This window comes from Paenibacillus agricola (assembly GCF_011440305.1).
GTDB lineage: Bacteria > Bacillota > Bacilli > Paenibacillales > NBRC-103111 > Paenibacillus_S > Paenibacillus_S agricola.
Window position 1 is genome coordinate 498525 of record NZ_JAAOIW010000002.1, and the last position, 25432, is coordinate 523956.

Below are 25432 nucleotides of genomic sequence, written 5' to 3' on the forward strand. Positions count from 1 at the left end.
TCGCAGCCCCTTTCATTCCGAAGGTATGATTAGTCTAGTAGTTCACCACTCGAACGGCACAGGTTCTTCATAATAGTGGTGCATGGAAAGCTGTGATCTAATTCATGGCTTATACTCGTTAATACCTACTACTTTGCACATGTAAGTGTTTTTGGCCATTTTCTTAACGATCTGCCAGAAAATATCCTTTTGTCCTTCAGCTTGTCCCTTGGCTTTGAAAATATCTCCATTCGCCATTTCTCTGGTCGTTTTTAATTTGTGTGTAACTACATCACCCATATCATAGGCTTGCTCCATGTCCATGTTCTATCTCTCCTCAAGTGAAACTTGCTGCTCCTGACCAAATTGGCCGATCAAGGCTCTAAACCCCAGATAAGCTGTCCGCTCTGTTCTCCAGCCAAAATCTGTGCTGCCTTACTGCCGAACGAAAGCTCCGCGTAATGGTCAGCACCACTTGCCGGTATATCCATCTTCACCAGCTTCGCCTATATGTTGCCGCAATCGACCTGAGCCCGATCACAATAGCAGGTTTACGGTTGGCTTCCATCAGCCGTGTAATAAAATCGGATCGTGAGCTTGCTCATATTAACGGGAGCCTCACCTTTATTCTTGATATTCATGAGCCCAGTACAATAGGTGCCGGCACAGTGGGCACCGACACAAACAGAGGCACGACCGGCTGCGGGTCTGGCGCGGTATTGGAAGGCGCGGTCGGCCAGCCTCCACTTGGCTGACAGCAGTGTCTCCGCCGAGCATCGCAGGCCTTCACGTTGGCTTCATTGTAACAGGCGCAGCACCGCTAAAGTGCGATAACCGTAAAGTTAAGGCTGGCTAGCAAGACACAATCGTCTGGGTTATAATAGCAACCACCTTCGTGCATCTAGGTTAATCCTTTAACTCCTCAATATGCTCCTTCTCAGCTAATCGTCTCTGTCCAGCAGTCATATAGTCCACATCAAGAATATCCAACATAAACACAAAAACCGGAACCCCAATGATTAATCCCCAAATCCCGAAATAATGCTCGGAAAAGATTAGAATGACAAATGTATAAAACATCGGAAGCTTCGTTTTCGAGGACATCAGCCTCGGGTTAAGGAAATAGCTCTCAAATGCATGAATAATCATAATCATAATAAATAAGTACACAAGCATAATAAAGCCGCCATGCTGCAAAGCGAGAATGCCGAGCGGAATCAACGAGATAATAACACCAGCAACAGGGATTAGGCTTAGCAGGAACACTACAATGGATAGAGCCACCAAATAGTGAAAGCCTAGAATCCACAGCCCGATTGTCGTTAAAATCGTATTAAATATCGCGATAAGGATTTGGGCTTCAATCACTTTACCGAAGGATACAATAAATTTCCGGCTAAAATATTCAACTTCCGTATAAAGCCACGCGATTTTGCTATCCCGGAACTTGTCCGTAAAGCTTTTAATGCGTTTCTTTTCAAGCAAGAAAAATAAGCTTAGGAGCACGGAAAGAAAGAAGGTTTTGCCCCAATCTCCAACTTTGAATACATATCCCAGCCCTTGCTTTGAATACGATTGCAAATCGAGACCGACCAAGGTGTTCATCAGGTACTCGGAAATCCAATCATCAGCAGGCTTGTTATAGCGATGAATCAGCATATCTGATATGGCTTTAGACTGGGCTATGATTTTGGGCAGTACATTAGAAACCCCAGCAACCAATAGCACAATGAGCACAACATAGATAGCCACAACGACCACTTTATCGTTAATTCGAATGAAACGGCTTAGCTTGAAAGAAATATATACCTGTAGGCTGTTAATGATATAAGCCAATAAAAAAGTCAGTAATATTAAATTCAGCATGCCCCCCAGACTAATTAATAATAGAGATATCAATATGAGAATCGCGAATCTTTTGACGGTTACATTCATAAAAAGGTTTTTGAGAAACTCCATTGCCAGAAACACTCTCCTCGAACGATTCATAGATGATAAACCATGACTTTCGTATCATAAAAGTCTACCATGTTTACGACGCTAACTCAATGTTCTTCACCCGATTTCGGGGGGATCGTAGTTAAATCTATAAAATTGTAAGCATATAGGATATTCAGCTTCTCCATATCATGGGTGCTTAAGTTATTCGCGCGAAGCTTGTCGTCAAGTGTCGACTCATTATCTCCGAATAAATAGGCTAAATCGCTGAGAATAAATTGGCTCTGCTGCTTAGTGAGCTGAGCTTTTATGGGAAAAATGGACTGGATATACTGATGCCTTGCTACAACAATTTTGTTTATATACAGGCGGTTAATCGCCAATAAGGTGAATGAGGAAACCAGCATAATAATGGCTGCAAGGATCAAAGAGAGCCAGAAGGTAAGCAAAAGACAGCCTGCTGTAATAAACAGCATAGATGTGATTACGGCGAATAGTGTCGAATGTTTCATAAATCGGAGACGTTTTTCCCGAATCGCTTTTAAAGTGATATGCTCAGGCATTATGCATTCCTCCTATCGCTTAACCATCCGCTAGGATACAGTTTGGGGCGTGCTTCCAAGTTCTGCTATACTGTAAGAATTATAGGGGGGATTATGCAGATGGGCTTGCCGATTACAAAAGTAAACCTATTCCTGCTAGCAGGGGTGGCGACTGCGCCATTATTTATGGAAAATGTCCGGCTGGCGCTGGTAGCCCGGCTGGAGCAAGCTGGCTGCAAGGTAAACTCCGAGCTGCTATTTCCTTATGGCGACTGGAGCCGCAAGCTGCTCCCGCAGCTGCTTGAGCTGCGCCATGACCTTGGCGCAGCACGCACCCGCCCGCTCCGCTCGATCGGCGGCACGAGGGTAGCCGCTGCCGTAGCGGCGCGTGTAGCGGCAGGCGTGAGTGAAACGACGGGCGCGGGCTGTTCGGCGTGTGTAGCTGCGGGCGAGAGTGAAACGACGAGCACGGGCGGCGCGAAGCACGGCGGTAAAAGCGCGGTGTCGGGCAGGAGCAGCGGCGAGGCAGCGTACAGGGCGGAGGGCGGCGATAGCGTGGACGGCGCGACGCTGAGCGGCAGCTGCTCCCGAGCAGGCGAGCCAGCCAACGACGCGGCGAGCGGAGCCCGCAGCCTGACGCTGCTGCTCGGGCACAGCGGCGGCGGCGTGGCGGCCGTCCACGCTGCCGGCATCCTCGCAGCGGAGCCGGCTTTGCCGTGCGGCGCGGCGCGGCCACTGCGCGTGGTGCAAATTGGCTCGCCCAAGTGCCCCATTCCCGCTTGGCTGCAAGACTCACTGCTATATGCCTCAGCCATTAATGCCCAAGGGCGACCTAGCGATCCTGTGACCTTGCTGGGAAGCTGGCGTGTCTGGCAGCGTAGCCGAGTAGGCCTGCCTATGTGGCGCTCCTTGGCTCCCACCTCTCCCTTGACCAATATCCGCCTGCGGCTCTTGGGCGGCCATCCTGACTATTTCAGGGAGAGCAGTCCTTTTATTAACCAGCAGGGCCTGTCTAACCTCGAAATCACGGTTCAATCTGTGATGGACTGGCTCAATTCAACATTTGAACAAAAGAAATTGTAAGATCCGATTTATAGCAGCCGATCCAAGCCTATCGCACTAATCATCATTCTTTGTTTGCGGTTACCCAACAATTTTTGTGGCCAATCTACAAAACCTCCGTCACCAATGTACAGCTCCTGCCCGTTAATATGTACGACAATGGTAAACTGCAGGCCTTTATAATAGAGATTATCGGTTTTCGAAAAATTCTCAGTAATGCTAATGTCGGGAAACCTTTTCTCAAGGTCGTCAAGGATTCTTTCAAAAAAGCCCGTACCATCTGGATATCCGCCGCGCCGGCTTAATTGCACATCAATATCTGCATGAAATACAGCTTTGAAAATCATTTGGTAAAGCGCTATATGCTCTTGCAAGACAGCTTTTTCGAATAAATAAGAGCCTTGATCCTTACCAGAGGCTACCAGGCAAAACACGTGAAAATGCGGCAGCAGCCCAGGTTTATTCAATGGTTGTGTCCTGACATGCCTGTGGGTGGTGCTGAATCTCACAAAATCCAGATCATTCGTCGTCTTGTTCGATTTCAATAAATCACAAATATAAAGCGCCAGCAGATTGGTCGCATCGGCCACGACCTCAGTTCCACGCAATGCGGAAATAATTTTGTTCTGGTCAGCCGTTGCGACAATCGAACAAGAGCCCAGAGGTGCAATTGGGGATAATAAAATAGGTTGATAAGCTGCGGATTGCGCAATTTGCAATACCGCTATTTCCAGCTGCTTAAGTGCAATTGGATCGACCTTGGCAGGATGCACAAAGCGATTTTCCACATATTTTCGCAGCAGGTCCGCATAAGAAGCTTCCTTCGTCTGAAGCCTGAATAGCTCAAGCAGGAAGGTGTTGATATCCGATACGGATAGCTCTTTATTCCATATTTCCAATAAATCAGGATTGCCTGATTGCTCCAAAACCCTTTGTATGGCCTTGTTTTGATTGGGGTTGTGGTTCTGATTATGACCCATCGGAAAGCTCCTTTCTACTTATCATTCATTAGTATAGGCAAAAAAAGTCTGTGTTCCCACATAAAGCGGGCGGAACAGACTTGCTTTGCTCATACATTGTATAGATATGCGTTAGCTATTTTATCTTAGTCATCAATACGCAAATCGGCTCTGTTTGAGCTAAGAGGCAGCATGACATTGAACGTTGTACCTTGTCCATATATCGAATCAAATGTGACTCTGCCGCCATGCGCCTCCACAATTTTTTTGACAATTGTCAGCCCTAAACCGGAGCCGCCAATCTTGCGCCTGTCCGAATTATCCACTCGATAAAAGGGCTGGAAAATATTAGATTTGGCTTCATCGGGAATACCAAGCCCGTAATCGATAAACTTGACACACACATTCTCTTCAGTGCGTGATACCTCTACAACAACCCTGTCTGCTCCAGGCGAATATTTGACAGCGTTGCTGAGCAAATTCAAGTAGACTTGCTTCAGCTTATCCTTGTCTGCCAGCACAGGCAATGCGTCAGCGGGTACTTGCAAATGCAAACGATGCAGATGCTCATCCTGCTGCCATTCCTGAATAATCTCCTCAGTAACGGATCGAAGCTCCAGCAGTTCAAAATGGTATTCCTGCCTGCCCGCTTCCATACGCTGAATATCGAGAAAATCATCAATAAGATGGCTTAACCGCAAGGATTCGTTATAAACCGTTTGCAAATATTTTTTCTGCTTCTCCTCTGGAAGATGGCGATGCAGCAGAATTTCAATAAAGCCTTGGACCGATGAAAGCGGCGTCCGAAGCTCGTGCGAAACTACAGAAATAAATTCGTTTTTGATCTCGTCTGCCTTTTCTTCTTCACTCCTGTTGCGGAATACTAGCAAGAACTCGTTATGCGCTTGCCCGGTAGATATCGTGTCCAAACGCATCTCAATAAACTGCTTGCCATGCTCAAGCGGAATGGAGAACCGTGTCCGGTATGAGGACTGCCTCCCAGCAAGCACTTCTTCGGCATGCTCACGCAGCCTCAAATTAGCTGGCTGTATAAGCCGCTGCCAAGAATTCAGCCAGACCGTAATATTATCCCAATGTGCGCAGCCAAGTCCAAGCTGCTTCACCTGCTCGTTGGAGTAACGGATATGCCCTTTGTTATCGCAAAGTATGACGCCGTCTGAACTGAATTGTAAAATCCTCTCGATCATGCCGTGCTGCGATTCGATCTTGGCCAGCATTACCTCCAACTCGTCCTGCTGGGCAATTATCTCTTCGTTCTGCACTTCAAGCTGCTCGTTTTGCATCCTCATTTGCTGGATGTATTGTTCATTTTCTCTAATTAGCACGGCAGAACGCTGCAGTATCTGTAAAAGATAGCAAACACTTACACCACCGATCACACTAATCAAGGAGTAGGAAACCACACTGCTCCAAAATATCGGATTGCCCCTAAAAGCAGCACACACTAGGAGTGATGTACAAATAATGTTCCATACTGTCGAAACCATCCAGACCCGCCATATCCCGCCAAGCCGTGTTATGGCCGCTGTTCCCAGCGTAAAAATCACAATACTGCTAGCGGCAATAAACGCCGCTTCATTCATGCCATGCAGCAGAAAACGTGCCAATGCGATCAAGACGCCAGCCATTAAAGCCGGGAGCGGACCGCTGAATACAGCAATCATAATGATCGGCAAATTCCGCAGATCCAGCCGTGCATTCGATGTAATATCCACGGAGAAATACATCAGAATGACACCAAGAAATGCAGCACTCAAAGAAGCCTTAAGCTGCTCTTTCCGGCTAAGATCCATTCTGAAAGGCCCTTTTACAAGTAAACTGACTATAAAAAAATAGGATACCATAATGGCGGCATTTATTATCAAGTCTTTTATAATGAGAATCCCAACCTTCGTCGCGACAATGGATGAAATCATTATATAACGTTATCTCCATGTTGAATACAGTCGAAGATGAGAATATTTGGAATTAATTTGTTAATTGGGTACTTGTTAGGAATAAGTTCTAGGAGCCGATCAAGCAATGGGACAGCTGGCTTCTTATCCTTAATCCAACCATTCATCATGCGGATCAAACGCCGGGATCGGGATATTCAGGATTTTCATTTTGCCTACAGCCCTATGACGGCAGCCAGGCTTAATTAACACAGAAGCTCCCACCTCCACCGGGTGCAGCCTGCCGTCAAGCTCCATGAACGCCTCCCCTCAGGATGCCAAGACTAATATCGATTAATCCACTGGCCAAAATCGGTCTATTTCAAGACAATTTCAAATATATTCAAAAGTAGCGCCACATACAGTCACAACTAATGGGGGAATGGAGGTAGTGCGCAGATGCCTTACAAATTCGACAAAAACGATAAGTCCTTTAGTAAATATTCGCTGCTGCCGATTGGTGGCTTGCTCTTGCCGATTACCCTGCACAGTATACATCTAATGCTGCCCCTTCTTATGGCCGGCAGCGCTAGCCTTAGCAGCAGCCATAGCCATATGGGCCATCAGGATCCTAATATGACGCTGGCCGTAACACCTTTAGCAGCGGCTCCATGGCTGCAGCCTGCCATCAACCTAATCACGGTCATCTCTGCTATCTTTACTCTCTGGTACTTAATTCATTTATGGACACATAAAGCTGGCAGCCGGAGGTGGGCATGGATCTATAGTGGCCTATCCATCGTTTGCTTTGGGGCGATGCTGTTGTTGCTTTAATCATAGGTAAAGACAAACAAAAAGCACCCTCCAGATGGAAGGTGCTCTTCAACTCGGTGCATCCTATACTTCCTCGCTCCGGTCCGTTGCTGGTGGAGGTGTGATTGACATTGCGGAAATTTCTTGGCGCCGCTGCGGGTTCATGTCAACATCAAGTGCCGCTAACAGCGGCTGCAGCTGCTCCATGTTACGCGCTCCAATAATCGGAGCTGTCACCGCAGGGTTAGCCATAACCCAAGCTACAGCCAACGATGCCGGATGCTCGCCCTGCTCGGCAGCATAGTGGATGAAGCGCTCAGCTGCGTCCGAATAAAGCTGCTCCGCATAGCGATCTTGCGTGCCTTGGTGGTCAATGAAGCGGCCTACGGTCGGTTTGACGCTTTTATGGTATTTACCCGACAGCAAACCGGCTGCCAGCGGGCTGTAGGTGATCACGCCGATTTGTTCGGACTGTGCCAAAGGCAGAATCTCCACTTCGGATTGGCGCTTAACCAGGTTGTACATCGGCTGGATACATTCAAAGCGTGCCAGCGATTCCTTGCTGGAGATGCCCAGTGCTTTGGCAATTTGCCACGCCGCCCAGTTGCTTACAGCAGGATAAAGGATTTTCCCTTGCTTTTGCAAATCATCTAGGCCACGCAAGGTTTCTTCAATGGCCGTCGTCGAATCAAAATGATGCACGAAATAGACATCGATGCGGTCGGTGTTCAGCCGCTTCAAGCTGCCTTCCACGGAAAGCATCATATGTCGGCGCGACATCCCTCTGGAATTCACACCTTTGCCCGTTGGCAAACAAAATTTGGAGGTGATCACAACGTCATTGCGGCAATCGGCGATACATTTTCCCAAAATTTCTTCCGAGCGTCCCCCTGCATACACATCCGCTGAATCAAAAAAATTGATCCCTACCTCACGAGCTTGGTTAAACATAGCAAGAGAGGTTTCCTCGTCAGCAATGCTGCCGAACGGCATAGCCCCAAAGCAAAGGCTGGATACCTGTATCCCTGTTTTCCCTAAAGTCCGATATTCCATGTTATTTCCCCCATCATCCACATTTATTTGGTATTAGCATTCATAGCAGCTACAGTCGATCCATTTTTCAAAAATTCATAGCTGGCAGACAAAATAATAAAAGCAGACGTAGCTCCCGGATCCTGATGGCCTAAAGCGCGGTCGCCCAATTTACTTGAGCGTCCTTTTTTAGACATCAGATTTTTGGTCGATTCCATCCCTTGTTCAGCCGCTTGTACGGCTTCGCCCAAGCAAGCAATCAGCTCCTGATCCTCTTGGTAAGCCTTCTGCAAGCTTTCGATGGCAGGAATCCAGGTGTCCAGCATTGTTTTGTCGCCAAGCTGTGCTTTGCCCCGCTCTTGAATGCCTTTGACCATAGCCGCCCAAAATTCGACCATAGCCTGCTTGCTTATGACCGATTTGCCTTGCAGCACAGTCGCTCCCCGCAGGAATGCCGTGGCATACAACGGCCCCACGGATGAGCCCACCGCATTGAGGAAGCACATCGCTACCTCTTTGCACAACAGCCCACAGTCCTCCGCTTCAAAAGCATTCACTTTATCGGCAATCGCCTCCCAGCCAAGCGACATCGTAACACCATGATCCCCATCGCCTAATGCCCGATCCAGCTCGGACAAGTAATCCTTTTGCTCCTCGATGCGGCTTTGCACATGTAACAGCATATTTTTAAAATCCTGAATAGATACCTCCATGTCTTTTCCCTCCTTACATTTGGACAAACATCGCGCAGTCGGCTGGAGCATCGATCAGCTCAGCTAGCTCATCGTCGAGCTTCATAATAGAAACCGAGCAGCCACCCATTTCCAATGAAGTCACATATTCGCCAACAAAAGATCTATGGACGATGACTCCTTTTTGCGCAAGCATATGGGCAATGCTTCTGTACATGATAAATAGCTGCATTTGTGGCGTTGAGCCTAGTCCATTCACCAGCACAGCAACACGTTCGCCCGCTTGCAAAGGCATGTCTTCGACAATGCGGTCGAACAGGATTTGTGCGACTTCATCGGCAGTCCCAATCGGACCGCGCATAACACCAGGCTCGCCGTGGATGCCCAGCCCGATTTCCATTTCATCGTCACCCAGCGTGAAGCTTGGCTCGCCGGTTTGCGGCAAGTAACAAGGCGATAGGCCTACGCCCATCGTTCGCACGTTGTCATTCGCTTTTGCCGTCAGCCTGACTACCTCGTCAAGATCCAGCCCTTTATTTGCAGCTGCTCCTGCCGCCTTATACACCATGAAGCATCCGGCGATACCCCGGCGCTCCTCTGCAAGCTCAGCCGAAGCTACATCATCTGTAACCCGGATGGTTTCCACACGAATGTTCTCAAAGCCGGCTAGCTCCATAGCCATATCAAAGTTCATACAGTCGCCTGCATAGTTGCCATATACATAAATAACGCCTGCTCCACCGTCTACAGCCTTCGTGACTTCCAGGATCGGATCGGGTGGCGGCGACGCGAATACGTTGCCTACAGCAACGCCATCAGCGAAGCCGGTTCCAAGCAGACCGAGCGAAGCTGGCTCATGGCCAGACCCGCCGCCAATTACGACCCCCACTTTACCTGGACGAGCCGAGGCTACACTCACGATTGAGCGTTTATTTTGCGGTAAAATTTTCACATATTGCGGATATGCCGCAGCGTATCCTTCCATCATTTCATCTACAACTGAATTAGGTGCATTGATTAGCTTCTTCATGTATAAATCGTAGCCTCCCGTTGATTTCTTTAAGATCTCTACCGTTTTATTATAGAGTCACTGGTTTACAGCATAAAACTGACAATTCATATGAATGGGATCAGGACAATATCTGTCAAACAAGCTGTGGTGCAAAAGCCAACGCCAGCGCGGTGCAGTGGCTTTAAGCCTGATGATTAAAGCCGTAAAAACATTTATTGTCCATTCGGAAACTTGGAGATTTGGCAATTCAGGAATTCGAAGGTTCGGTAACCTTCAACGATTCGAGAGCCGGTATTGCTTCGGCGACATTCCCACATAACGCTGGAACGCACGGTTGAGGTTACGCTCCGAATAACCAACCACCTCGGCTATCTCCATCACACTGAGGTCGGTATCCTGCAGCGATTGCTTCGCTTTCTCGACCTTGTATTCGGTCAAATATTCGATAAAAGCGACCCCAACCTCCTTCTTGAACATCCGGCTCAAATAAGATGGGCTCATCCCGATCATATCTGCGGACTCAATCAAGGAATGGCTCGCGCCCGGATTCTCACGGATATGTTTGCATACCTTCTGGATCGCAATTTTCACGCTTTGCTTGCGGAAGTCCTCGGTAATTTGCTGGTATAAAGGGAATATGATTTCAATATACCATTCATAGATTTCACGGGCGGTTTGCCGCGCTTTAAGCTGGTCGAACCAATTGCCCTCCAACGAATCAATAACGCCTGGCCCCTGCTCCTCCAACGATTGAATAATTGAGGACAGAAGCACATGGTAGCATTGATAGATCGTGTTGTAGGAGCCGGAGTCCCGCAAGGTTTTGGCGAATTGGTTCAACCCCTTCTCGGCATAAAGCAGCTCGCCTCTGGAAAGCGCATCGACAATAACTTTCTCCTGCTCCCGCGGGTAGAAGAATAAGGATTGCTTCTCCGAAGGCTCCAGCTCATCGAAAAGTAACGTAGCTTGCGTATCATTAAGCATCCGGTATTGCAACGCCGCTTCAGCTTCCCGATAGCAGTCAGGCAGCCGCTTGATTTCTTTGTAAATGCCGCCAATTCCATTAGATACGGAGAATGACAAATATTTTTTGAGTGCGTCCTTGATCTCTTCAGCAAAGCTACGGGTCAGCTCAAGAATCTGTTCCCGCGGCACCTGTTCCGTAAAATGCAAAATGGTAATGCTTTCCCGTTCATTATTTTCGATCACATAGCCATCCAGAGCCGATTTTGCCAGCAGCTCCTTAATCACATTCATAATAGCGAATAACACAATCGCCCCTTCATTGGGCAGAAATCGTTTTTCTTTAAACAGGTTTTCGACAATCGTGATCAGCACAATAAAAGAGCCCGTCATCGGCAGCTCATATTCGGCACACTCATTCCTAAGCGATTCGCCGCTCCCTGCGAAGCCCTTCAGCAGCTTTTTCAAGAGCTGATCCCGTAAATTGGGCTGCGTCTTTTGCATATAGGTTTCCAAAGCAAGCGCTTGCTGGTTTAAATGCCCGAGACAGGACTTCAGAAATTCAATCTCATTGCCCTGCTGTTTAATTGAGCGGCCGCCTTGCAAATTTTCACCGTATTTGATCAGATTTTCGATCGGGTTGTACATCATTTTGGAAGCAAAAAACGTCAGCAGCAGGCTAACCAGCAAAAATACAGCGACCGAAAATACAGTCAGCCAACCGATCCAGCTAACCTGCTGGAGCAGATCCTTCTCAGGCAGCAAAGAAATATACGTCCGGCCCAGCAGGGAGCGCTGGAACACAGCCATATAGGTGTCCCCATTCGCAGCCTTAATTTCGAATTGCCCGGTGCTTTCCTCACTACTCAGAATAGCGGACAAGCCCGTCGTATCCCCCGCCAAGGGTCCCCAATTCGCGTTGCCTGAGGAATTCAAAATGATTTTATTATTCGAATCCAATATGAGGATCGATTGGTTTTTCGAATAGGTTGAAAACGTAACCAGATTTCTGCGGAGCACCTCTTCTTTAACTTGGACAAGAAGGACGCCTTGAGCCTGCTCTGAAGGCATGACGGGAAGCCTCCTGATATAAGAAATATATCCATTCGCAGCGGAATCGGTTAAATAGACCCATGCTGCGGGAACCTTCAAATTTAGGGCGGTTTCCACATCCTTACGGTTCATGCTCGTTCCAAAAACGACATAGCCATAATTGTGGGAAACCATAACATCCGATAGCTTTTCATAAAAAATAAGATCGTCGATAAGATTATTGGAATTTTTGTAGGTCTGAAGGATATCCTGGATAAGCATATGCTGCAAAAAATCGGTTTTAAACCCGGGCCTGCCGATATTTTCCTTCATTAAGGTGTGATTCGATACATTCAAGGAGCCCATTTCAATATTGGCCAGCACATTTTCCATCCGGTCCTTGGCTACGGTCAACGAAATCTTATTATCCTCACTAAACTGGTCGGCCAGCTTTGTAATCGAAAAGTGATAGTAAGCGCTTCCAGCAAGGATGATTGGAATGGAAACCGTCAAGCAGCCAAACCAAATCAACCGTTTCAAGTAATTCGTTCGCGGCAATAGCGAGAAAAACGTTCTTCGAATGTATTCCAGACCTCTTCTCATTAGTGCTTCCACTCCCGACCATAGTAGTCATTTTCTCTTAAGTATATCAAAGCTGGGTCGATTAAGACATGACACACTACAAACAGCAATATTGTGGCCGCCGGAAGTCATCCTTCCGGCAACCACAATAGAGGGTCTTGCTTTATTATTTGCCCGTAAATACTTTGTAGGCATCTGCGAATTCCTTGAACGCCTTTTTCATTTCCGGCAATTCTCTAAGCTTAGCTGTGTATGCTTTAAATTCCTCCATCGAAATTTGCCCAACAATCGCTTTGGCTTCCATCGTTTTCCATTCGCTCTCATATTTCGGCCAGGTAAGCAGCCACGTAGCAGAAATGATGCCTTTGAACGGATCAACCTTACCGACTTCGTCAAACTTTTCTACTTCTTTAATCTTGGCATCATTGAATGCTTTCGAGCCCGATGCGCTAATGACCTTGCCCCATTGGGAATAAGCCAGGACACCTGCTCCTTTACTCGTTACATTGACTTCCTTGACGCCTTGCTCTGTCAACGATTTCGTTCCGTCAACCACCTTGTAATGTACGCCCTCGATGCCATAATAAGCAAAGTCGGTCATCTCTTGGGAAGCGGTTTTCTCCAAATAAGCTAGCAACTGCTTTACACGTGCTTCCGGCACTTTTTTGGAAATATAATAACCGCCTGAAACGCCTGTTTGCAGCTCCAGTGCGTAGTCACCCTTTGGCCCCTTCAACATAAGGTTAAGGATTTTGGCGTCAGGCTGTGTTTTCCTGTTCTCTTTCTCCCACTCATCATCCCACCAGATGCTGTTCGTGTAAGAAGCCGCTCTACCGGTTCTGAACAATTCCTCATTCTGGGTCCGCTTCATAACTGAGAATTCCTTAGGCAATCCACCATCCGCATACATTTGGCGGAAATAAGCAATCATGTCATCCCATTGCGGCGTTAGACGGGTTTCGATCATACCTCCCTCTTCATTTAGGGTAGGGTTAAAGGCACCAAAGCCGGCTGCAAACAATGCCGTACCATCATCTACAACCACACCTTGTCCAATAATGCCTAATGTATCCTTCTTGCCGTTGCCGTCAAGGTCGGCATCGGTAATTTTCTTCAATGCAGCCGCGTATTCATCTAAGGTTGTTGGAACCGGAATATTCAGCTTATCCAGCCAATCCTTACGGATTTTGAGTCCCAAATCAACACGGGAGCGAGAGCGCGGAAGCGCATACACTTTACCGTCAACGGATAAATATTTGAGCGCATCCTTGGCTAAATTGTTTTTAATATTCGGGAAGTCTTTATAGTCGCCCAGGAAAGGACCGAGATCCCAGAATGCACCGTTCTTGGCTGCGTTGATCAAAGATGGCCTGTTGGCATTGGGTGAAGAGAGAATTTCGGGAAGGTCGCCCGAAGCCAGCACCAAATCCATTTTTGTATCGATATCGCCTGACGGCACCCATTCCATTTCCAGCTTGGAATTGGTCCTCTTTTGCCATTCCGTCCAGTATGCATTGTTCATGTCTGGCGCATCATTATAGAGCCCGGCGAATATTTTAACCGTTAGCGGCTTTTCCGCCTCTGCCTTTGGTGCTGCTGCCTTAGGATCTGCTGTAGCGCCCGCCTTCGGGTCTGCTGCAGGTGTTTTCGCCCCAGTGCTAGTGTCTGTACAAGCGGCAAGCATGGATACGGCAAGCAAACATGAAAGGCTTACTGACATCCGTTTCATTCGTAAAGGTTTCATTTGTTTATCCTCCTCTTTCATCTCGGTATTACGTAATTATAGTGGCCTAGCCGGTCAGAAGGAAATTAACCTTTAACCGAGCCCAGCATGACACCCTTGGCAAAATGCTTTTGTAAAAATGGGTAAACGAGAAGGATCGGGGCCATAGCCAGCATAATGGAGGCCATACGAATGGTTTCCTGTGGTACTGCGCGAGAATCGCCGCCCGCTCCTGACTGCCCAACCCCATTGGAATCGGAGTCAATAACCAAGGTTTTGATCAGGACCTGCAAGGTCCATTTCTTCGAGTCCGATAAATAAATCAACGCGTTGAAATACGTGTTCCAATAAGATACGGCGAAAAATAAGGTGAAGGCTGCAATCGCCGGCATGGATAAAGGGATAACAATCCTTAGAAACACACCAATATCGGAGCACCCATCAATCTTCGCGGAATCCTCCAGCTCCGATGGTAGCGATTCAAAAAAGCTTTTGATTACGATTAAGCTCCAAGCGTTGGTAAGGCTCGGCCAGATTAGGCTCCAAAGCGAGTTAATTAGGCCCAATTCCTTGATCAGAATATAGCCAGGGACAATCCCTGCATTAAATACGAGTGTGAAAATAACGGCACTCAGCATGATATTCCGACCTGGCATTAATTTCTTTGTAAGCGTATACGCGAGGGTAAAAGAAACGAGAATATTCAACAGTGTGCCAATAAGTGTAATGAATACCGTATTTTTCAAAGAATTGAGGAAGCTATTGGTCGACAATAAGTATTTATAAGCAGCCAACGACCATTGATCCGGGAAAAAATAAAATTTAAGCGGTACATAAATCTCGGGATCGGTGAAGGAAACACTAAATACGTAGATAAATGGAAATATACAAACGATGGATATTAACGCCAGCAAAGAGTAGTTAACCCAATCAAAGCCGGTCATTTTCTTGGTTGCTACAAAACTCATAAGTCCGTCTCCTTTCTAATAAATCCCTTCCTGACCCATTTTCTTGACCGTATAGTTAGATGTCAATACGAGGATCAGACCTACAACACCTTTGAACATCCCGACCGTAACCCCTACACTAACTTGGCCTTTAAGAATACCATGCGTGTATGCATACGTGTCAAACACCTCGGCAACCGATATAACCAGTGGGTTCATCATCAGCAAAACCTGCTCGAAACCAACGTCAGCCATATGGCCCAGCCTCAAAATAAGTAGAATGACAATAGTCGGACGAATCGCTGGTAATGTAATATGCCAGATTTGCCGAAACCGGCTTGCTCCATCCACAACAGCTGCTTCATAGCGCTGCGGGTCCACGCCAGCCATGGCTGCCAGGAAAATAATCGTGCCCCAGCCTGCTTCTTTCCACATATTTTGCAGGGTAATTAGACCCCAGAAATAATTAGGCTCGGATAAAAAGGTCATTTGCTCAAGACCTGCGTCACTAAGCAGCTTATTGACGATTCCAACATCTGAGGAGAGGATAAAGAAGGTCATACTGACGACAACGACCCAGGATAGAAAGTGGGGTAAATAAACGATGGATTGATTCAGCTTTTTAAATACTTCATGCCTGACTTCATTTAACATTAAGGAGAGAAAAATAGGGACTGGAAACATCAGGACGAGCCCAAACAGATTAATGGCAAACGTATTTCTGAGCATAATGTAGAAATTGCGGTCGCCGAACAATTCTTTGAAATGCTTCAGCCCCACCCATTGGCTGCCGGCGAACCCGGTATACGGGTTATATTCCAGGAATGCGAGGATTAAGCCCCACATCGGAACAAATTTAAATAGCAAGAAAAACAGGATGCCTGGGATGGCTAGGACGTACATGTACCGGTATTGCACAATATTGTTCCACAGCCGGGAACGTTTTACAGCTTTGTTGTTCGGCTTGGTCAATACGTTCGATCGCTGCATAAGTTCACCTCTATTTTGCTGTATTCATGGAATGCTAGACAGTATTTGCATAAGGGACTTTTACGAATTCCTTAAGCACCGATACCACCAATCCATGGTCTTCCTCTTGCGGCAAGCCGGAAACCGTGACTGTGCCTACGACACCAACGCCTTGGATACTAATAGGGAAAGATCCGCCAACTGCCGAGTACTCATTGGGGTCCAAATTCCCCCATTCCAGCATCGTAGTCTTCTTGGATTTCAATAAAAGGCTCATATAATAAGAGCTGCGGCCAAATTGGTTAACTACTCTGCTCTTGCGTTTGACCCATTGCGCGTTATTCAATGTTTTGCCTTCCATAGCTGCATGGAATAATGTCTGCCCGTTTCGCTGGATTTCAACCAAAATCGATTTATCCTCCGAGGCGGCTTTGTTCACGATTCTACAGCCGATTTCAAATGCCATTTGATTCGTAAAGGTCGTGAATTGCAGATCTTTCTCTTCCTGTAATAGCTGATCCATCAAGGAGCTGTAATCCTTCAACATGAACACATCCAATCGATGATTTGAAGCAAACGGCCGTGCCGCCTTTAACCCGCTTAGCTAAACTCTTCCAACCTGGCCAAAGACGGCTGCCTATTTGCGTGAAGCTGATCCTGCCCGTATTCTACGAAAGTTAGACCAATCTTCTACGAGTCTATAGTAGCGGCACCCTTAGATTGTTCTGGAGCATGCTCCCTTAGCCATACACGAAGCGGTACATCGGCATCTGTAGGGGTGTAGTAGCCATTCGCGTTAACGCAATCGCCAAGAAGCTGGCGTTGGATCGGCGTGCATTGATCCCACAGGTCTTGCACCGTCATATCATCCTTGGTCTTGATCCAGCGGTAGCCATAGCCGTAGAAAAGTACTTTACGTGTAACTTCCGACCAGTTCGTGCTGGCCGCATGCCACAACCTACGGTCAAAGAATACCGCTGTACCTGGCTTCACGCATACTGGAATGGCTCCTGGAATTTGGCCCACGGTCGGGATATCGATATCATCCGTCAAGTGGCTGTTAGGCACGATGTAAAAGTTACCCCGGTCCGGCTCGGAGATATCCGAGAGGAAGTAAGCCACTTTCAAGGAAAGGCGTGGACGCGGGCTGGATTCGATTTCTTGGTTAACCCGGCCGCTATCTTGGTGCCATGGGAACGGTTTGTCAATATTTTTGGGCTGCCCCGTTGGCGGTGTTACGATCAAATGGCAATGATATAAGTAAATGTTCCATCCGAGGATTCCCCATACTTTAGGTAGAACCTTTTCGTAATCAACCAGCTTTAAAAATTCAGGGTGGTCAGGTATAAAATTCGGATGGAACAGCGCCTTCGTTGGGTCATGGCCTTTACTTACACCATCTTCATAAATGCCATCAACGATTTCAGTAAGCCTGGCAACATGTTCTTCCGAAAGGACGTTCTCCAAAATCAAGTAACCTGTTTCGTCAAAAGTGCGGCGTTCTTCGTCTGTAAGTCCGTATTGCAAGACTGATTTGTCCATGAATCGTAGCCTCCATAATATGGTTTAGATTGCTGCCCCTCAGCATCAACCGTCCATGCTTGGTTAAGCGGTGCTTGCTGGGCTAACACGATTATAGGGCCAGTTCTTTACAGCATGATACTGACAATCGATATTAAAAGGCCGGGGACAATTTCTGTCTGAATGATTGATGGAGGTCAAATGGTTGTGAAGTGGCGCTGCAAGCGGGTTTATGCGAAGGGAAAAGTAGCCAATAACAATTATTGTCTAATGCAGGACAGATTTTGTTCATGAGAAAATGTGTTTTGAGGGGGGTATTGGGAGAAAGCAAAGAGCCCCGGATGGAATTGTGAGGCTCTTTGTAAGTGGGTTTGAGGTAGAGAAGTCAGACAATCAAGGAATCCTCCTTTGGGATACATATTTCTAGACCTCACGATGCGAGGGATACCACCCCTCAATATAGGGACAGTAATCCTCTGATTTCCGCAAATATGCGAAAGTCTACTCCAAAAGGCCCCACGGTAGCTGATATTTCAGGCCTATCATAGGAAGAAGTAGCCAACTTAAAGCGGACACATTAATAATGTGAAGAAGGCTGTACGAGAGATTTTCTCTTGTACAGCCTTTTTAACTGATGCTGCTTGCGATATCAATCTAAGGTGGTTATTTTGAGCAATTTACGAAAATTAATCGGAGAACGAATCCGGATAACAAGAAAACAAAGAGGACTCACCCAAGAGGAGCTCGGAGAACGGGCGCAGTTGAAGTATTCCTACATTGGGGCAGCTGAAAGAGGGACTCGCAATTTCTTGAGAACCGAACGATAGATGAAATCAAGCTTATACATAAAATTACACGGGATATTTTTCTTGCCAAATTGTAAACCCCTGCCTTCCCGAAATCCCTTTCACACACCAAAAAAACAGCCCCATGCGATCCTTCCGCATAGAGGCTGTTTTGCATAACCAACTTTCATAAAACAAACAAAGCTAAAGTGCAGCTACAGATTAATCGCGAGCACGGAATATCTCCGCGGTCGCTTCTTTCCAATCACCCTAATACTGCCTTTACCCCATACCAACCAACAAATGCTCCCAAACCAAATCCAGAACACCCTGCATATTATTCACTGTAGCCGTAATCACAACAACCGCCCCTTGCTCCGGCAAAACCATACAAAACTGCCCAAAGGCTCCCCTTGCCGTATAGGCACCGAAGCGACACAGGTAAAACTGGTAGCCATAGCCCTGCTGCTTGTCGATCCCGCTCTCCTGCGCGGTTGAAATATGGGAGCGGGTTGCTTCCTTTACCCATTCTCGGGAAAGAAGCTGCTTCTCGTTCCATTCCCCTTGCTGCAAATACAGCTGGCCGAACTTCGCCAGGTCCTCGGTGCGTAAACTTAAACCCCACCCGCCAGCGCTTCTGCCTTGCGGGCAAGCCTCCCACACAGCGCCGACTATGCCCAAAGGCTCGAAAAGCCGGGGCTGCAAATAATCCAGCAGCGATTGCCCTGTTACTTGGTGCAGGATCGCAGACAGCATATAGCTGGCTCCGCTATTATAGAGAAAGCGTGTACCGGGCGGCTCCACAATGGGGGTTTCCAAGAAGCCGCGAACCCAATTGCTTTCTGCTTGTACTCTCTTTATCCCTGATGGATCTTCGGCATGCCCGGTAGCCATCGTCAGCAGATGCTTCACTTTGAGAGCGCCCATATTTTGCTCAATCTGCGGTGTCACTTCATTAGGGAAGAAGGGGAGCACCCGATCCTCGATCGACAAAAGTCCTTCGGCTACAGCTAAACCAATGGCTGTCGAAGTAAAGCTTTTACTTATGGAGTATAAAGCATGCTGGCTCTCCGGTCCATAAGAGGGCCACCATTGCTCTGACAGCAGATGACCATTCCTTAGCAGCATAAAGCTATGCAGCTCCAACTGCTGTTCCTCTACAGCTTTCACAAAGCTCGCTATACTCGAAGAGGAAACGCCCTGATCCTCAGGCTTGCATCGAGGTAACGCTTGTTCCATTGCCACTATAATCACTCCATTCCGAAGCTAAAATTCCCATAAAATAAGTATCATAATACCGTCCGTCACTATAAGCATGATCTCTTAATTGCCCTTCTATGATAAATCCAAGCTTTTGGTATAATCGAATGGCTTGCTGGTTGATCCCTCTTGTTGTCAAATATATTTTATGGAGACGAAGCTGCTGGAAACCGATATCGATCATCTTCCGCATAGCTATACTCCCATAGCCGCGTCCACGGCTTTCGGGGGCAAGCAGAATACCTATGCTGGCTCTACCATGCTCAAATTCTATATTTTGCAGAAAGATCCAGCCTACCAACTGATGGTCTTCATTTTCAATGCCTAAAACCAAGTCTTTATTTTTCTGTTTCTTCTCGACATGCTGCACTGTTTGCTCGTAAGTCACCGGCGTCCTGCCTACCAGTGCTATGGAATCAGCATCGTTCAACCAGCCGTGGAGCGCTTTCACATCCTCTGTTTCAAATGCACGGAGTTTGACATTACTACTATCCACTCTCATCCCCCTTTTAATGAACCCCATCTCTACATACGAGGCCATACTTGTACTTTCGCGATCCCTCTACGGAATCCTGCTAACGCTTGAGCCTAACAGGGCAGTAAGCCACAGGGCAGAAGACAGCTATTGACCTTGACATTAGTGTCATGGTTTATAATAGGGATATCCCAAGTGGAAGGAGGTTGACCGGATGAAATTGGCGAGCTTTCGAGCCGAACCGGGGTAAGTACACGCTCACTTCGCTATTATGAGCAGCAAGGCATGCTTACACCGATGCGCCTAGAGAACGGATATCGGGAATATTCGTCATTTACGGAAGATCAGGTGAGGACGATCCAGTTGTATTTGAATCTCGGACTATCGACGGAGCAGATCGCTGGCTTTTTGCATTGTGTTTTAAAAAACAAAGAAGCGTTTTGTGAAGAGGTTTTACCGGTTTACCAGCAGAAGCTCGCGGAGATAGATACACAAATCCATTTGCTTCAAACAATCAGGCAAAATTTGACGGATCGAATTGAATCGATTTTAAGCGAACAATCATCGGATGGAGGAAATCATAATGAGCGTACTGACAGTTAACGAAAGCACCTTTCTTTCGGAGGTCGGCAAAAAACGCGTGACCCTTGTTGAATTTGGTGCATCCTGGTGTCCACCTTGCAAAGTATTGCTGCCCATTCTGGACGAATTGGGGGATCAATATCCAGACACTGTGGGCATTCTAACGGTGGACTGCGACAAATCACCGGACATTGCAGCCCAATACGGGATCATGTCCATGCCCACCGTTATTTTATTTCATAACGCGGAACCGGTTGAAAAGCTTATCGGCCTTCGCTCCAAGACAGTGTATGAAGCCCTAATTGCCAAACACATCGTTAAATTTTGACTGCTGAACGCAGCAATGCTGCTTCTTGTCGGCCGATTTTCAAATACACCCAGCCGATATTCAGTACAGCAAGCACAGCCAGAGAAAAATAGACCGTTCCGAAGGTCGTAGGCACACTAACGGCGGTGAAATTAACGGAGCCCCAGTTAAACTCGACCACCTTACTCATCACCGCGCCGCTGATGGCTCCAGACATAAAGATAATGAGATTATAAATGCCCATCCCGATACCCGTCTGCTCCTTGGGCAATGCCGAGGAGACCTCTTTGGCCAGGGACGATTGCATGAAGGTGAGCGCACTGTTCAGGAAAATAAGCGATAAGCCGATGACCCAGGGCAGTAGCCCTGACACGGCTGACAAACATAATAAGCCGATAGTAAGCATCGAAAAAGCAACATACAAGGTGAAACGAGTGCCGCGCCGATCTACCAGCTTACCGCCCAGCCGGCCCATGAACACAGCTATGATCGCTGCCGGGAACATGACGAAGCCAATCGATTGTGCATTCATATGATGAATACTACTCAGCAGCATAGGTACGGTAAGGAAAATCCCAAATACCGTAAACATACCAACAAATGCCACAATGAGGCCATTCGTAAATCCGGAAATACGGAACAGGGATAAACGAATAAAGGGATTCGACACACTATTAACACGTACAACAAACAGCACTAGCATGATGATCCCCGTCAGCAGCCACCAAACATTGGATTGGGTAACCGAAAGCATAAAAGCTGTTACACTTATACCCAATGCGCCTGCACCGATCAAATCGATTTTTTCACCTTGTCTGAGAACCTCATGAGGAAGTGATTTGCGGATAAAAGGAAGGGCGATCGGGGCAGCCACCGAAAGCAGGAACAGGCCTGTCCAGTGAAAATGACCCGCAATAAACCCTCCGACAATCGGTCCGATACCTGATGAGAATGCGATCGTTGAGGCGATGACCCCCATAACAGCTCCACGCTTTTCAGGTGGATAGAATCGAATCGGAATGAGCATGACCAAAGCCGGAACACAGGAAGCGCCTGCTGCCTGAATAAAGCGGGCCATCAGGACAACCGGATAGCTCGTGGAGAAAAAGCCGAGAACTGATCCAGCAGCAAAAAGCAGGAGCCCGATCGTGATCAATCTTTTCATGGGATACTTATCGGCCAGCTTGCCAAACAATAAGGAGCCTAACGCGTACAAAACGGAATAACCCGTCACAATCCAGCTCACAGAGGACGGCTTGAGTTGGTAATCCGCTGCGATATTCGGAAGCGCCACATTAAACATCGTCGCATTCATAACGGAGAAAAATAGCACAAAGCAAAGCGCTTGAATTAATCTTGAGCTGGGAAGAGCGGCAGGTTGGCTTGCTCCTTTCGCCGGGTTACTGCTAATGGGATCCTTTGCTTGCATGGTTCCTACACCTTCCAATTCTGTATATGTATATTGTAACGCACTTAAAAAATAGAACTAACAAAGATGCCAGTTACTACTTACTTCAGTATAGCTAATAAATATATGTTTGTACACCAAAAGCTTCCAGTTTCCACTTGAGTAGTGGTTCTGAAAGCTTCAGCCTTACTATGCGGTTAAGAGCCTCGAGCCGTTGGCGATTCATTGGTTATCCACTATGCTCGTTTGCAAGGTAAAGTGAAAGGCAGAGCCCTTACCTTCGGTGCTCTCCACCCCAATGCTTCCATCCATCAGCTCGACCAGCTTTTTGCAAATAGCCAGCCCTAGACCTGTTCCCCCATATTTGCGGTTGATCGCCGGATGCAGCTGAGAGAATGATTGGAAAAGCAGATTTTGTTTATCTGCGGCGATGCCAATGCCCGTATCCTTCACGATGAATTGCAGGGTGTGCTTGGAAGCATCATCGCCCGGAACGACCTCTACCGATACGGTAATACGGCCCCACTCGGTAAACTTCACGGCGTTGCCGACCAGGTTCACCAGCACCTGCCGCAGCCTCACCGAATCTCCTATAATAATCGGAGGAACGTCTGGCTCCATTAGACAGATGAGCTCGATTTTTTTCTCGCGTGCCCTTGCCATAAATAAATCCCTTACGCCCTCCAATACTTCTTTTATGTCGATAGGCTCCTGGTTCAGCACCATTTTGCCAGCCTCGATTTTACTGAAATCGAGAATTTCGTTAAGGATATATAACAGCGCATCACTGCTCTTGAGGATGATGTCGATATATCCCTGCTGCTCATCATCCAGCTCTGTGTCTGCGAGCAGACCGGTCATCCCCATGATGCCATTCATCGGTGTACGTAACTCATGGCTCATAATCGACAGAAACTCGGATTTGGCACGGTCTGCCCGTTCCGCAGATTCCTTGGCCTCGATGATCTCTTTCTCGCTCGTCATATCACTGAAAACAACGACGACCCCTTTAGGCTCCCCATTATCAAATAACGGGGTCACCTGGTACTCGACAAGAAAGCTTGAGCCGTCCTTCCTCCAGAACACCGCCTCGGTCTCACGATGCGACTGGTTATTGCTAATGGCCTGGAAAATCGGGGAGCCCTCCGACACATACGGGCTGCCATCCGATTCCGTCTGCTGGATCGTGCTCAGGTAAGAGAGATCAACTTTCTCGCCTGGACTTAAACCGAACATGGCCAAGCCCGCCGGATTAATAAAGGTAAGGTTTCCTTGAGGGTCCAAGCCAAAAATACCCTCGGATACCGAATTTAGGATCAACGCATGCTCGTAGCTAAGCTTTTCAATTTGCTCGGTTCGGCGCTTGCGATCGGTAATATCGCTAGAGATGCCAAACACGCCTACGACTTGATCATTAACAATAATCGGAATATTGCTTACACTAATCTCGACCGTGTGCCCGTCTCTATGGAGAATCGCAATTTCATAATTTTGCGGCTTGCCTTGGGTAGCTAGCGTGAAGTGGTGCAACGTCTTGGCGAGATCCTTCTCTTGTACAATCGGTCCAAAATACATGCCAATCAGCTCTTCGAGCGTATAACCCGACAAGGCCTCCAGATTGGCGTTAGCTGTTAAATAATCGCCTGCCAGATTCATCGAGTATACGGCGGCTGGATTATATTCGAACAGCGATTTATAGCGCTGCTCACTTTCTTGGAGCCTAAGTTCCGCTTGGTTCCGGGCTGTAATATCAGAATAAAAGACCCCCGCTGTTGAGCTATATGTAACCAAGTCCTGTGTTTTCAAGCCCTTCAGCATGCGCATATCCTGTTCGGTAGGCACGGCTTCCCCTATGATCGGCGACCGAGCAGGAGCAGTTGCCTGAGCAATCAAAAGCCGCGGCTTCCCGACCTGCACTTCATCAAAAACGCAGGAGACAACCAAAGAAATCAAAACGGTTTGGCCGTTCCTATGGATACAGCTGGTTTCCAGCTGCTGGCTGCCGGAGGGAGATTGGAGCAGGGCGTCCGCCACTTCTTTATATCTGGATAAGCCGCTTGCTCCTGACAAGCCTCCATTCGCATCGGAGCGTGCCAGCCATTCGCTTTCCGAATATCCAAGCAGCTGGCAGAAGGCTGGATTTGCCTTTAGCAGACTGCCATTTTCCGCCGAGAAAATCGCGATTCCCGTTGTACTGATTTTATAAATATGTTCGAAGAGCTGGCCGTTGTCTGATGTGAGGTTATGCAAGCTACAATCCTCCTTCGAATCTCTTGATTAACTTTTAGTGTACCCTGCACATGAGGAAATCCTAAGCTTCATCGATAGGTCTGCGATGCCTTCTTTTAATGGATAGGACAATCAGAGCCAGAACTACGAACCCACCAATAAATCCGCCCAAATGCGCGTAAATATCAATATTCGGAACGATTAAGGAATTGGCAAACCCTACTGCGATCAGGATCACCACCATCTTTTTCGTTTGGCTGTCAATAATATCCTTGCGAAATAGTGCCAAATATAAAAAAGCGGCATAAATCCCGTAGATCGCACCTGAGGCGCCCACCGAAATAAAGTAATCCATGTGCAGCCACATACTGCATATATTGCCCGCAATGCCACTCGCGATATAAGTCAGCAGGTATCTCCATTTGCCTAACATTCGTTCAAGCGGAGGTGCAAATACATACAGAGCAAAACAGTTAAATAAGAGATGGGCAAACCCGTTATGCAAAAATATCGCAGTGACATAACGCCACGGCTCTGCGGTCAGCCCAGGCAAATCAAATAAGGCCCCAAATAGATAAAAGGTTTCGTCCTTGGAATGGGATAATTCATACCACTCCATCAGGCCCCACAGTAGTAAATTGATGCAGATGATTACAGCAGTAACTGGATACCAGCTAAAATATTGCTTTAAGCTTTCTCTACGGGAAAACATGTAGTTCCCTCCT

Annotated in this window: 27 protein-coding genes; 5 read left to right on the forward strand and 22 right to left on the reverse strand. The window is 47.4% G+C overall.

Annotation, left to right across the window (positions count from 1 at the left end):
- Positions 1-102: 102 nt before the first annotated feature.
- The 5 genes from G9U52_RS06735 to G9U52_RS06750 form a co-directional block, all read right to left on the reverse strand.
- Positions 103-303, reverse strand: a complete 201-nt coding sequence (locus G9U52_RS06735) for a hypothetical protein (protein ID WP_166147562.1) — start codon at positions 301-303, stop codon at positions 103-105.
- A gap of 50 nt (positions 304-353) precedes the next feature.
- Positions 354-476, reverse strand: a complete 123-nt coding sequence (locus tag G9U52_RS41590; RefSeq protein ID WP_375790231.1) for a hypothetical protein — start codon at positions 474-476, stop codon at positions 354-356.
- A 54-nt stretch (positions 477-530) separates the two neighbouring features.
- Positions 531-620, reverse strand: coding sequence for a cellulose binding domain-containing protein (locus G9U52_RS41595; RefSeq protein WP_166147564.1), 90 nt, complete (start codon positions 618-620; stop codon positions 531-533).
- A 265-nt stretch (positions 621-885) separates the two neighbouring features.
- Positions 886-1938 (reverse strand): AI-2E family transporter, encoded by a 1053-nt coding sequence (locus G9U52_RS06745; RefSeq protein ID WP_166147566.1) that lies wholly within the window; start codon positions 1936-1938, stop codon positions 886-888.
- Positions 1939-2024: 86 nt separating this feature from the next.
- Entirely contained in the window at positions 2025-2480 is a 456-nt protein-coding gene (locus G9U52_RS06750) for a hypothetical protein (protein WP_166147568.1), read from the reverse strand.
- A 99-nt stretch (positions 2481-2579) separates the two neighbouring features.
- On the opposite strand from G9U52_RS06750, the gene G9U52_RS06755 reads away from it, so the two are divergent.
- Positions 2580-3542, forward strand: a complete 963-nt coding sequence (locus tag G9U52_RS06755) for a hypothetical protein (RefSeq protein ID WP_166147570.1) — start codon at positions 2580-2582, stop codon at positions 3540-3542.
- Between the two features lie 8 nt (positions 3543-3550).
- Here the strand turns inward: G9U52_RS06755 and G9U52_RS06760 are convergent, their stop codons facing one another.
- From G9U52_RS06760 to G9U52_RS06770, 3 genes are all read right to left on the reverse strand, one after another.
- Positions 3551-4501, reverse strand: coding sequence for a hypothetical protein (locus G9U52_RS06760; protein WP_166147572.1), 951 nt, complete (start codon positions 4499-4501; stop codon positions 3551-3553).
- Positions 4502-4626: 125 nt separating this feature from the next.
- Positions 4627-6417, reverse strand: a complete 1791-nt coding sequence (locus G9U52_RS06765) for an ATP-binding protein (protein ID WP_166147574.1) — start codon at positions 6415-6417, stop codon at positions 4627-4629.
- Between the two features lie 129 nt (positions 6418-6546).
- Entirely contained in the window at positions 6547-6693 is a 147-nt protein-coding gene (locus G9U52_RS06770; protein WP_166147577.1) for a cupin domain-containing protein, read from the reverse strand.
- A gap of 141 nt (positions 6694-6834) precedes the next feature.
- Between G9U52_RS06770 and G9U52_RS06775 the strand changes: the two genes are divergently transcribed.
- Complete coding sequence (locus tag G9U52_RS06775; RefSeq protein WP_166147579.1) at positions 6835-7209, forward strand: hypothetical protein; 375 nt, start codon at positions 6835-6837, stop codon at positions 7207-7209.
- A gap of 63 nt (positions 7210-7272) precedes the next feature.
- On the opposite strand, the gene G9U52_RS06780 is transcribed toward G9U52_RS06775, so the two are convergent.
- The 9 genes from G9U52_RS06780 to G9U52_RS06820 all read right to left on the reverse strand — a co-directional run bounded on the left by G9U52_RS06780 (position 7273) and on the right by G9U52_RS06820 (position 17682).
- Entirely contained in the window at positions 7273-8241 is a 969-nt protein-coding gene (locus tag G9U52_RS06780) for an aldo/keto reductase (protein WP_166147581.1), read from the reverse strand.
- A 23-nt stretch (positions 8242-8264) separates the two neighbouring features.
- Entirely contained in the window at positions 8265-8933 is a 669-nt protein-coding gene (gene dhaL / locus G9U52_RS06785; RefSeq protein ID WP_166147583.1) for a dihydroxyacetone kinase subunit DhaL, read from the reverse strand.
- Positions 8934-8946: 13 nt separating this feature from the next.
- On the reverse strand, positions 8947-9942 hold the full coding sequence (locus tag G9U52_RS06790) for a dihydroxyacetone kinase subunit DhaK (protein ID WP_166147585.1): 996 nt from the start codon (positions 9940-9942) through the stop codon (positions 8947-8949).
- A gap of 255 nt (positions 9943-10197) precedes the next feature.
- Positions 10198-12522, reverse strand: coding sequence for a helix-turn-helix domain-containing protein (locus tag G9U52_RS06795; protein WP_166147588.1), 2325 nt, complete (start codon positions 12520-12522; stop codon positions 10198-10200).
- Positions 12523-12667: 145 nt separating this feature from the next.
- Positions 12668-14245, reverse strand: coding sequence for a type 2 periplasmic-binding domain-containing protein (locus G9U52_RS06800; protein ID WP_243767175.1), 1578 nt, complete (start codon positions 14243-14245; stop codon positions 12668-12670).
- Positions 14246-14310: 65 nt separating this feature from the next.
- Positions 14311-15192 carry a carbohydrate ABC transporter permease gene (locus G9U52_RS06805; RefSeq protein WP_166147590.1) on the reverse strand — a complete coding sequence of 294 codons (882 nt, stop codon included), beginning with the start codon at positions 15190-15192 and terminating at the stop codon, positions 14311-14313.
- Between the two features lie 15 nt (positions 15193-15207).
- A complete protein-coding gene (locus G9U52_RS06810; protein WP_166147593.1) occupies positions 15208-16161 on the reverse strand; it encodes an ABC transporter permease in 954 nt (317 codons plus the stop codon).
- 34 nt (positions 16162-16195) lie between these two features.
- Positions 16196-16693, reverse strand: coding sequence for a heme-degrading domain-containing protein (locus G9U52_RS06815; protein WP_311764820.1), 498 nt, complete (start codon positions 16691-16693; stop codon positions 16196-16198).
- Positions 16694-16830: 137 nt separating this feature from the next.
- On the reverse strand, positions 16831-17682 hold the full coding sequence (locus tag G9U52_RS06820) for a phytanoyl-CoA dioxygenase family protein (RefSeq protein WP_166147597.1): 852 nt from the start codon (positions 17680-17682) through the stop codon (positions 16831-16833).
- 647 nt (positions 17683-18329) lie between these two features.
- Between G9U52_RS06820 and G9U52_RS06825 the strand changes: the two genes are divergently transcribed.
- Positions 18330-18488 carry a helix-turn-helix domain-containing protein gene (locus tag G9U52_RS06825; protein ID WP_166147599.1) on the forward strand — a complete coding sequence of 53 codons (159 nt, stop codon included), beginning with the start codon at positions 18330-18332 and terminating at the stop codon, positions 18486-18488.
- Positions 18489-18728: 240 nt separating this feature from the next.
- On the opposite strand, the gene G9U52_RS06830 is transcribed toward G9U52_RS06825, so the two are convergent.
- Positions 18729-19685, reverse strand: coding sequence for a serine hydrolase domain-containing protein (locus G9U52_RS06830; protein ID WP_207952851.1), 957 nt, complete (start codon positions 19683-19685; stop codon positions 18729-18731).
- On the reverse strand, positions 19654-20202 hold the full coding sequence (locus tag G9U52_RS06835; protein WP_311764812.1) for a GNAT family N-acetyltransferase: 549 nt from the start codon (positions 20200-20202) through the stop codon (positions 19654-19656). Before G9U52_RS06835 ends, G9U52_RS06830 begins: the two co-directional genes overlap by 32 nt.
- Positions 20203-20400: 198 nt before the next feature.
- Here G9U52_RS06835 and G9U52_RS06840 point away from each other — a divergent pair, with 198 nt between their 5' ends.
- Together G9U52_RS06840 and G9U52_RS06845 are read left to right on the forward strand one after the other, a co-directional pair.
- Positions 20401-20784 carry a MerR family transcriptional regulator gene (locus tag G9U52_RS06840; protein ID WP_166148197.1) on the forward strand — a complete coding sequence of 128 codons (384 nt, stop codon included), beginning with the start codon at positions 20401-20403 and terminating at the stop codon, positions 20782-20784.
- Positions 20765-21091, forward strand: a complete 327-nt coding sequence (locus tag G9U52_RS06845) for a thioredoxin family protein (protein WP_166147605.1) — start codon at positions 20765-20767, stop codon at positions 21089-21091. The genes G9U52_RS06840 and G9U52_RS06845 overlap by 20 nt, the downstream gene beginning before the upstream one ends.
- Here the strand turns inward: G9U52_RS06845 and G9U52_RS06850 are convergent.
- The 3 genes from G9U52_RS06850 to G9U52_RS06860 form a co-directional block, all read right to left on the reverse strand.
- Complete coding sequence (locus tag G9U52_RS06850) at positions 21081-22499, reverse strand: MFS transporter (protein WP_166147607.1); 1419 nt, start codon at positions 22497-22499, stop codon at positions 21081-21083. The two genes, G9U52_RS06845 and G9U52_RS06850, sit on opposite strands and share 11 nt — an antisense overlap.
- 201 nt (positions 22500-22700) lie before the next feature.
- The gene (locus tag G9U52_RS06855) at positions 22701-24728 is read right to left on the reverse strand and encodes a PAS domain S-box protein (RefSeq protein ID WP_166147610.1); all 2028 of its coding nucleotides are present in this window, start codon (positions 24726-24728) and stop codon (positions 22701-22703) included.
- A 61-nt stretch (positions 24729-24789) separates the two neighbouring features.
- Entirely contained in the window at positions 24790-25419 is a 630-nt protein-coding gene (locus tag G9U52_RS06860; RefSeq protein ID WP_166147612.1) for a rhomboid family intramembrane serine protease, read from the reverse strand.
- Between the last annotated feature and the right edge of the window lie 13 nt (positions 25420-25432).

Coding starts and splice junctions, on each gene's coding strand:
- G9U52_RS06735 (WP_166147562.1), bottom strand. CDS start 303: ATGGACATGGAGCAAGCCTATGATATGGGTGATGTAGTTACACACAAA.
- G9U52_RS41595 (WP_166147564.1), bottom strand. CDS start 620: ATGAATATCAAGAATAAAGGTGAGGCTCCCGTTAATATGAGCAAGCTC.
- G9U52_RS06745 (WP_166147566.1), bottom strand. CDS start 1,938: ATGGAGTTTCTCAAAAACCTTTTTATGAATGTAACCGTCAAAAGATTC.
- G9U52_RS06750 (WP_166147568.1), bottom strand. CDS start 2,480: ATGCCTGAGCATATCACTTTAAAAGCGATTCGGGAAAAACGTCTCCGA.
- G9U52_RS06755 (WP_166147570.1), top strand. CDS start 2,580: ATGGGCTTGCCGATTACAAAAGTAAACCTATTCCTGCTAGCAGGGGTG.
- G9U52_RS06760 (WP_166147572.1), bottom strand. CDS start 4,501: ATGGGTCATAATCAGAACCACAACCCCAATCAAAACAAGGCCATACAA.
- G9U52_RS06765 (WP_166147574.1), bottom strand. CDS start 6,417: ATGATTTCATCCATTGTCGCGACGAAGGTTGGGATTCTCATTATAAAA.
- G9U52_RS06770 (WP_166147577.1), bottom strand. CDS start 6,693: ATGGAGCTTGACGGCAGGCTGCACCCGGTGGAGGTGGGAGCTTCTGTG.
- G9U52_RS06775 (WP_166147579.1), top strand. CDS start 6,835: ATGCCTTACAAATTCGACAAAAACGATAAGTCCTTTAGTAAATATTCG.
- G9U52_RS06780 (WP_166147581.1), bottom strand. CDS start 8,241: ATGGAATATCGGACTTTAGGGAAAACAGGGATACAGGTATCCAGCCTT.
- dhaL (WP_166147583.1), bottom strand. CDS start 8,933: ATGGAGGTATCTATTCAGGATTTTAAAAATATGCTGTTACATGTGCAA.
- G9U52_RS06790 (WP_166147585.1), bottom strand. CDS start 9,942: ATGAAGAAGCTAATCAATGCACCTAATTCAGTTGTAGATGAAATGATG.
- G9U52_RS06795 (WP_166147588.1), bottom strand. CDS start 12,522: ATGAGAAGAGGTCTGGAATACATTCGAAGAACGTTTTTCTCGCTATTG.
- G9U52_RS06800 (WP_243767175.1), bottom strand. CDS start 14,245: ATGAAACCTTTACGAATGAAACGGATGTCAGTAAGCCTTTCATGTTTG.
- G9U52_RS06805 (WP_166147590.1), bottom strand. CDS start 15,192: ATGAGTTTTGTAGCAACCAAGAAAATGACCGGCTTTGATTGGGTTAAC.
- G9U52_RS06810 (WP_166147593.1), bottom strand. CDS start 16,161: ATGCAGCGATCGAACGTATTGACCAAGCCGAACAACAAAGCTGTAAAA.
- G9U52_RS06820 (WP_166147597.1), bottom strand. CDS start 17,682: ATGGACAAATCAGTCTTGCAATACGGACTTACAGACGAAGAACGCCGC.
- G9U52_RS06830 (WP_207952851.1), bottom strand. CDS start 19,685: ATGGAACAAGCGTTACCTCGATGCAAGCCTGAGGATCAGGGCGTTTCC.
- G9U52_RS06845 (WP_166147605.1), top strand. CDS start 20,765: ATGAGCGTACTGACAGTTAACGAAAGCACCTTTCTTTCGGAGGTCGGC.
- G9U52_RS06850 (WP_166147607.1), bottom strand. CDS start 22,499: ATGCAAGCAAAGGATCCCATTAGCAGTAACCCGGCGAAAGGAGCAAGC.
- G9U52_RS06860 (WP_166147612.1), bottom strand. CDS start 25,419: ATGTTTTCCCGTAGAGAAAGCTTAAAGCAATATTTTAGCTGGTATCCA.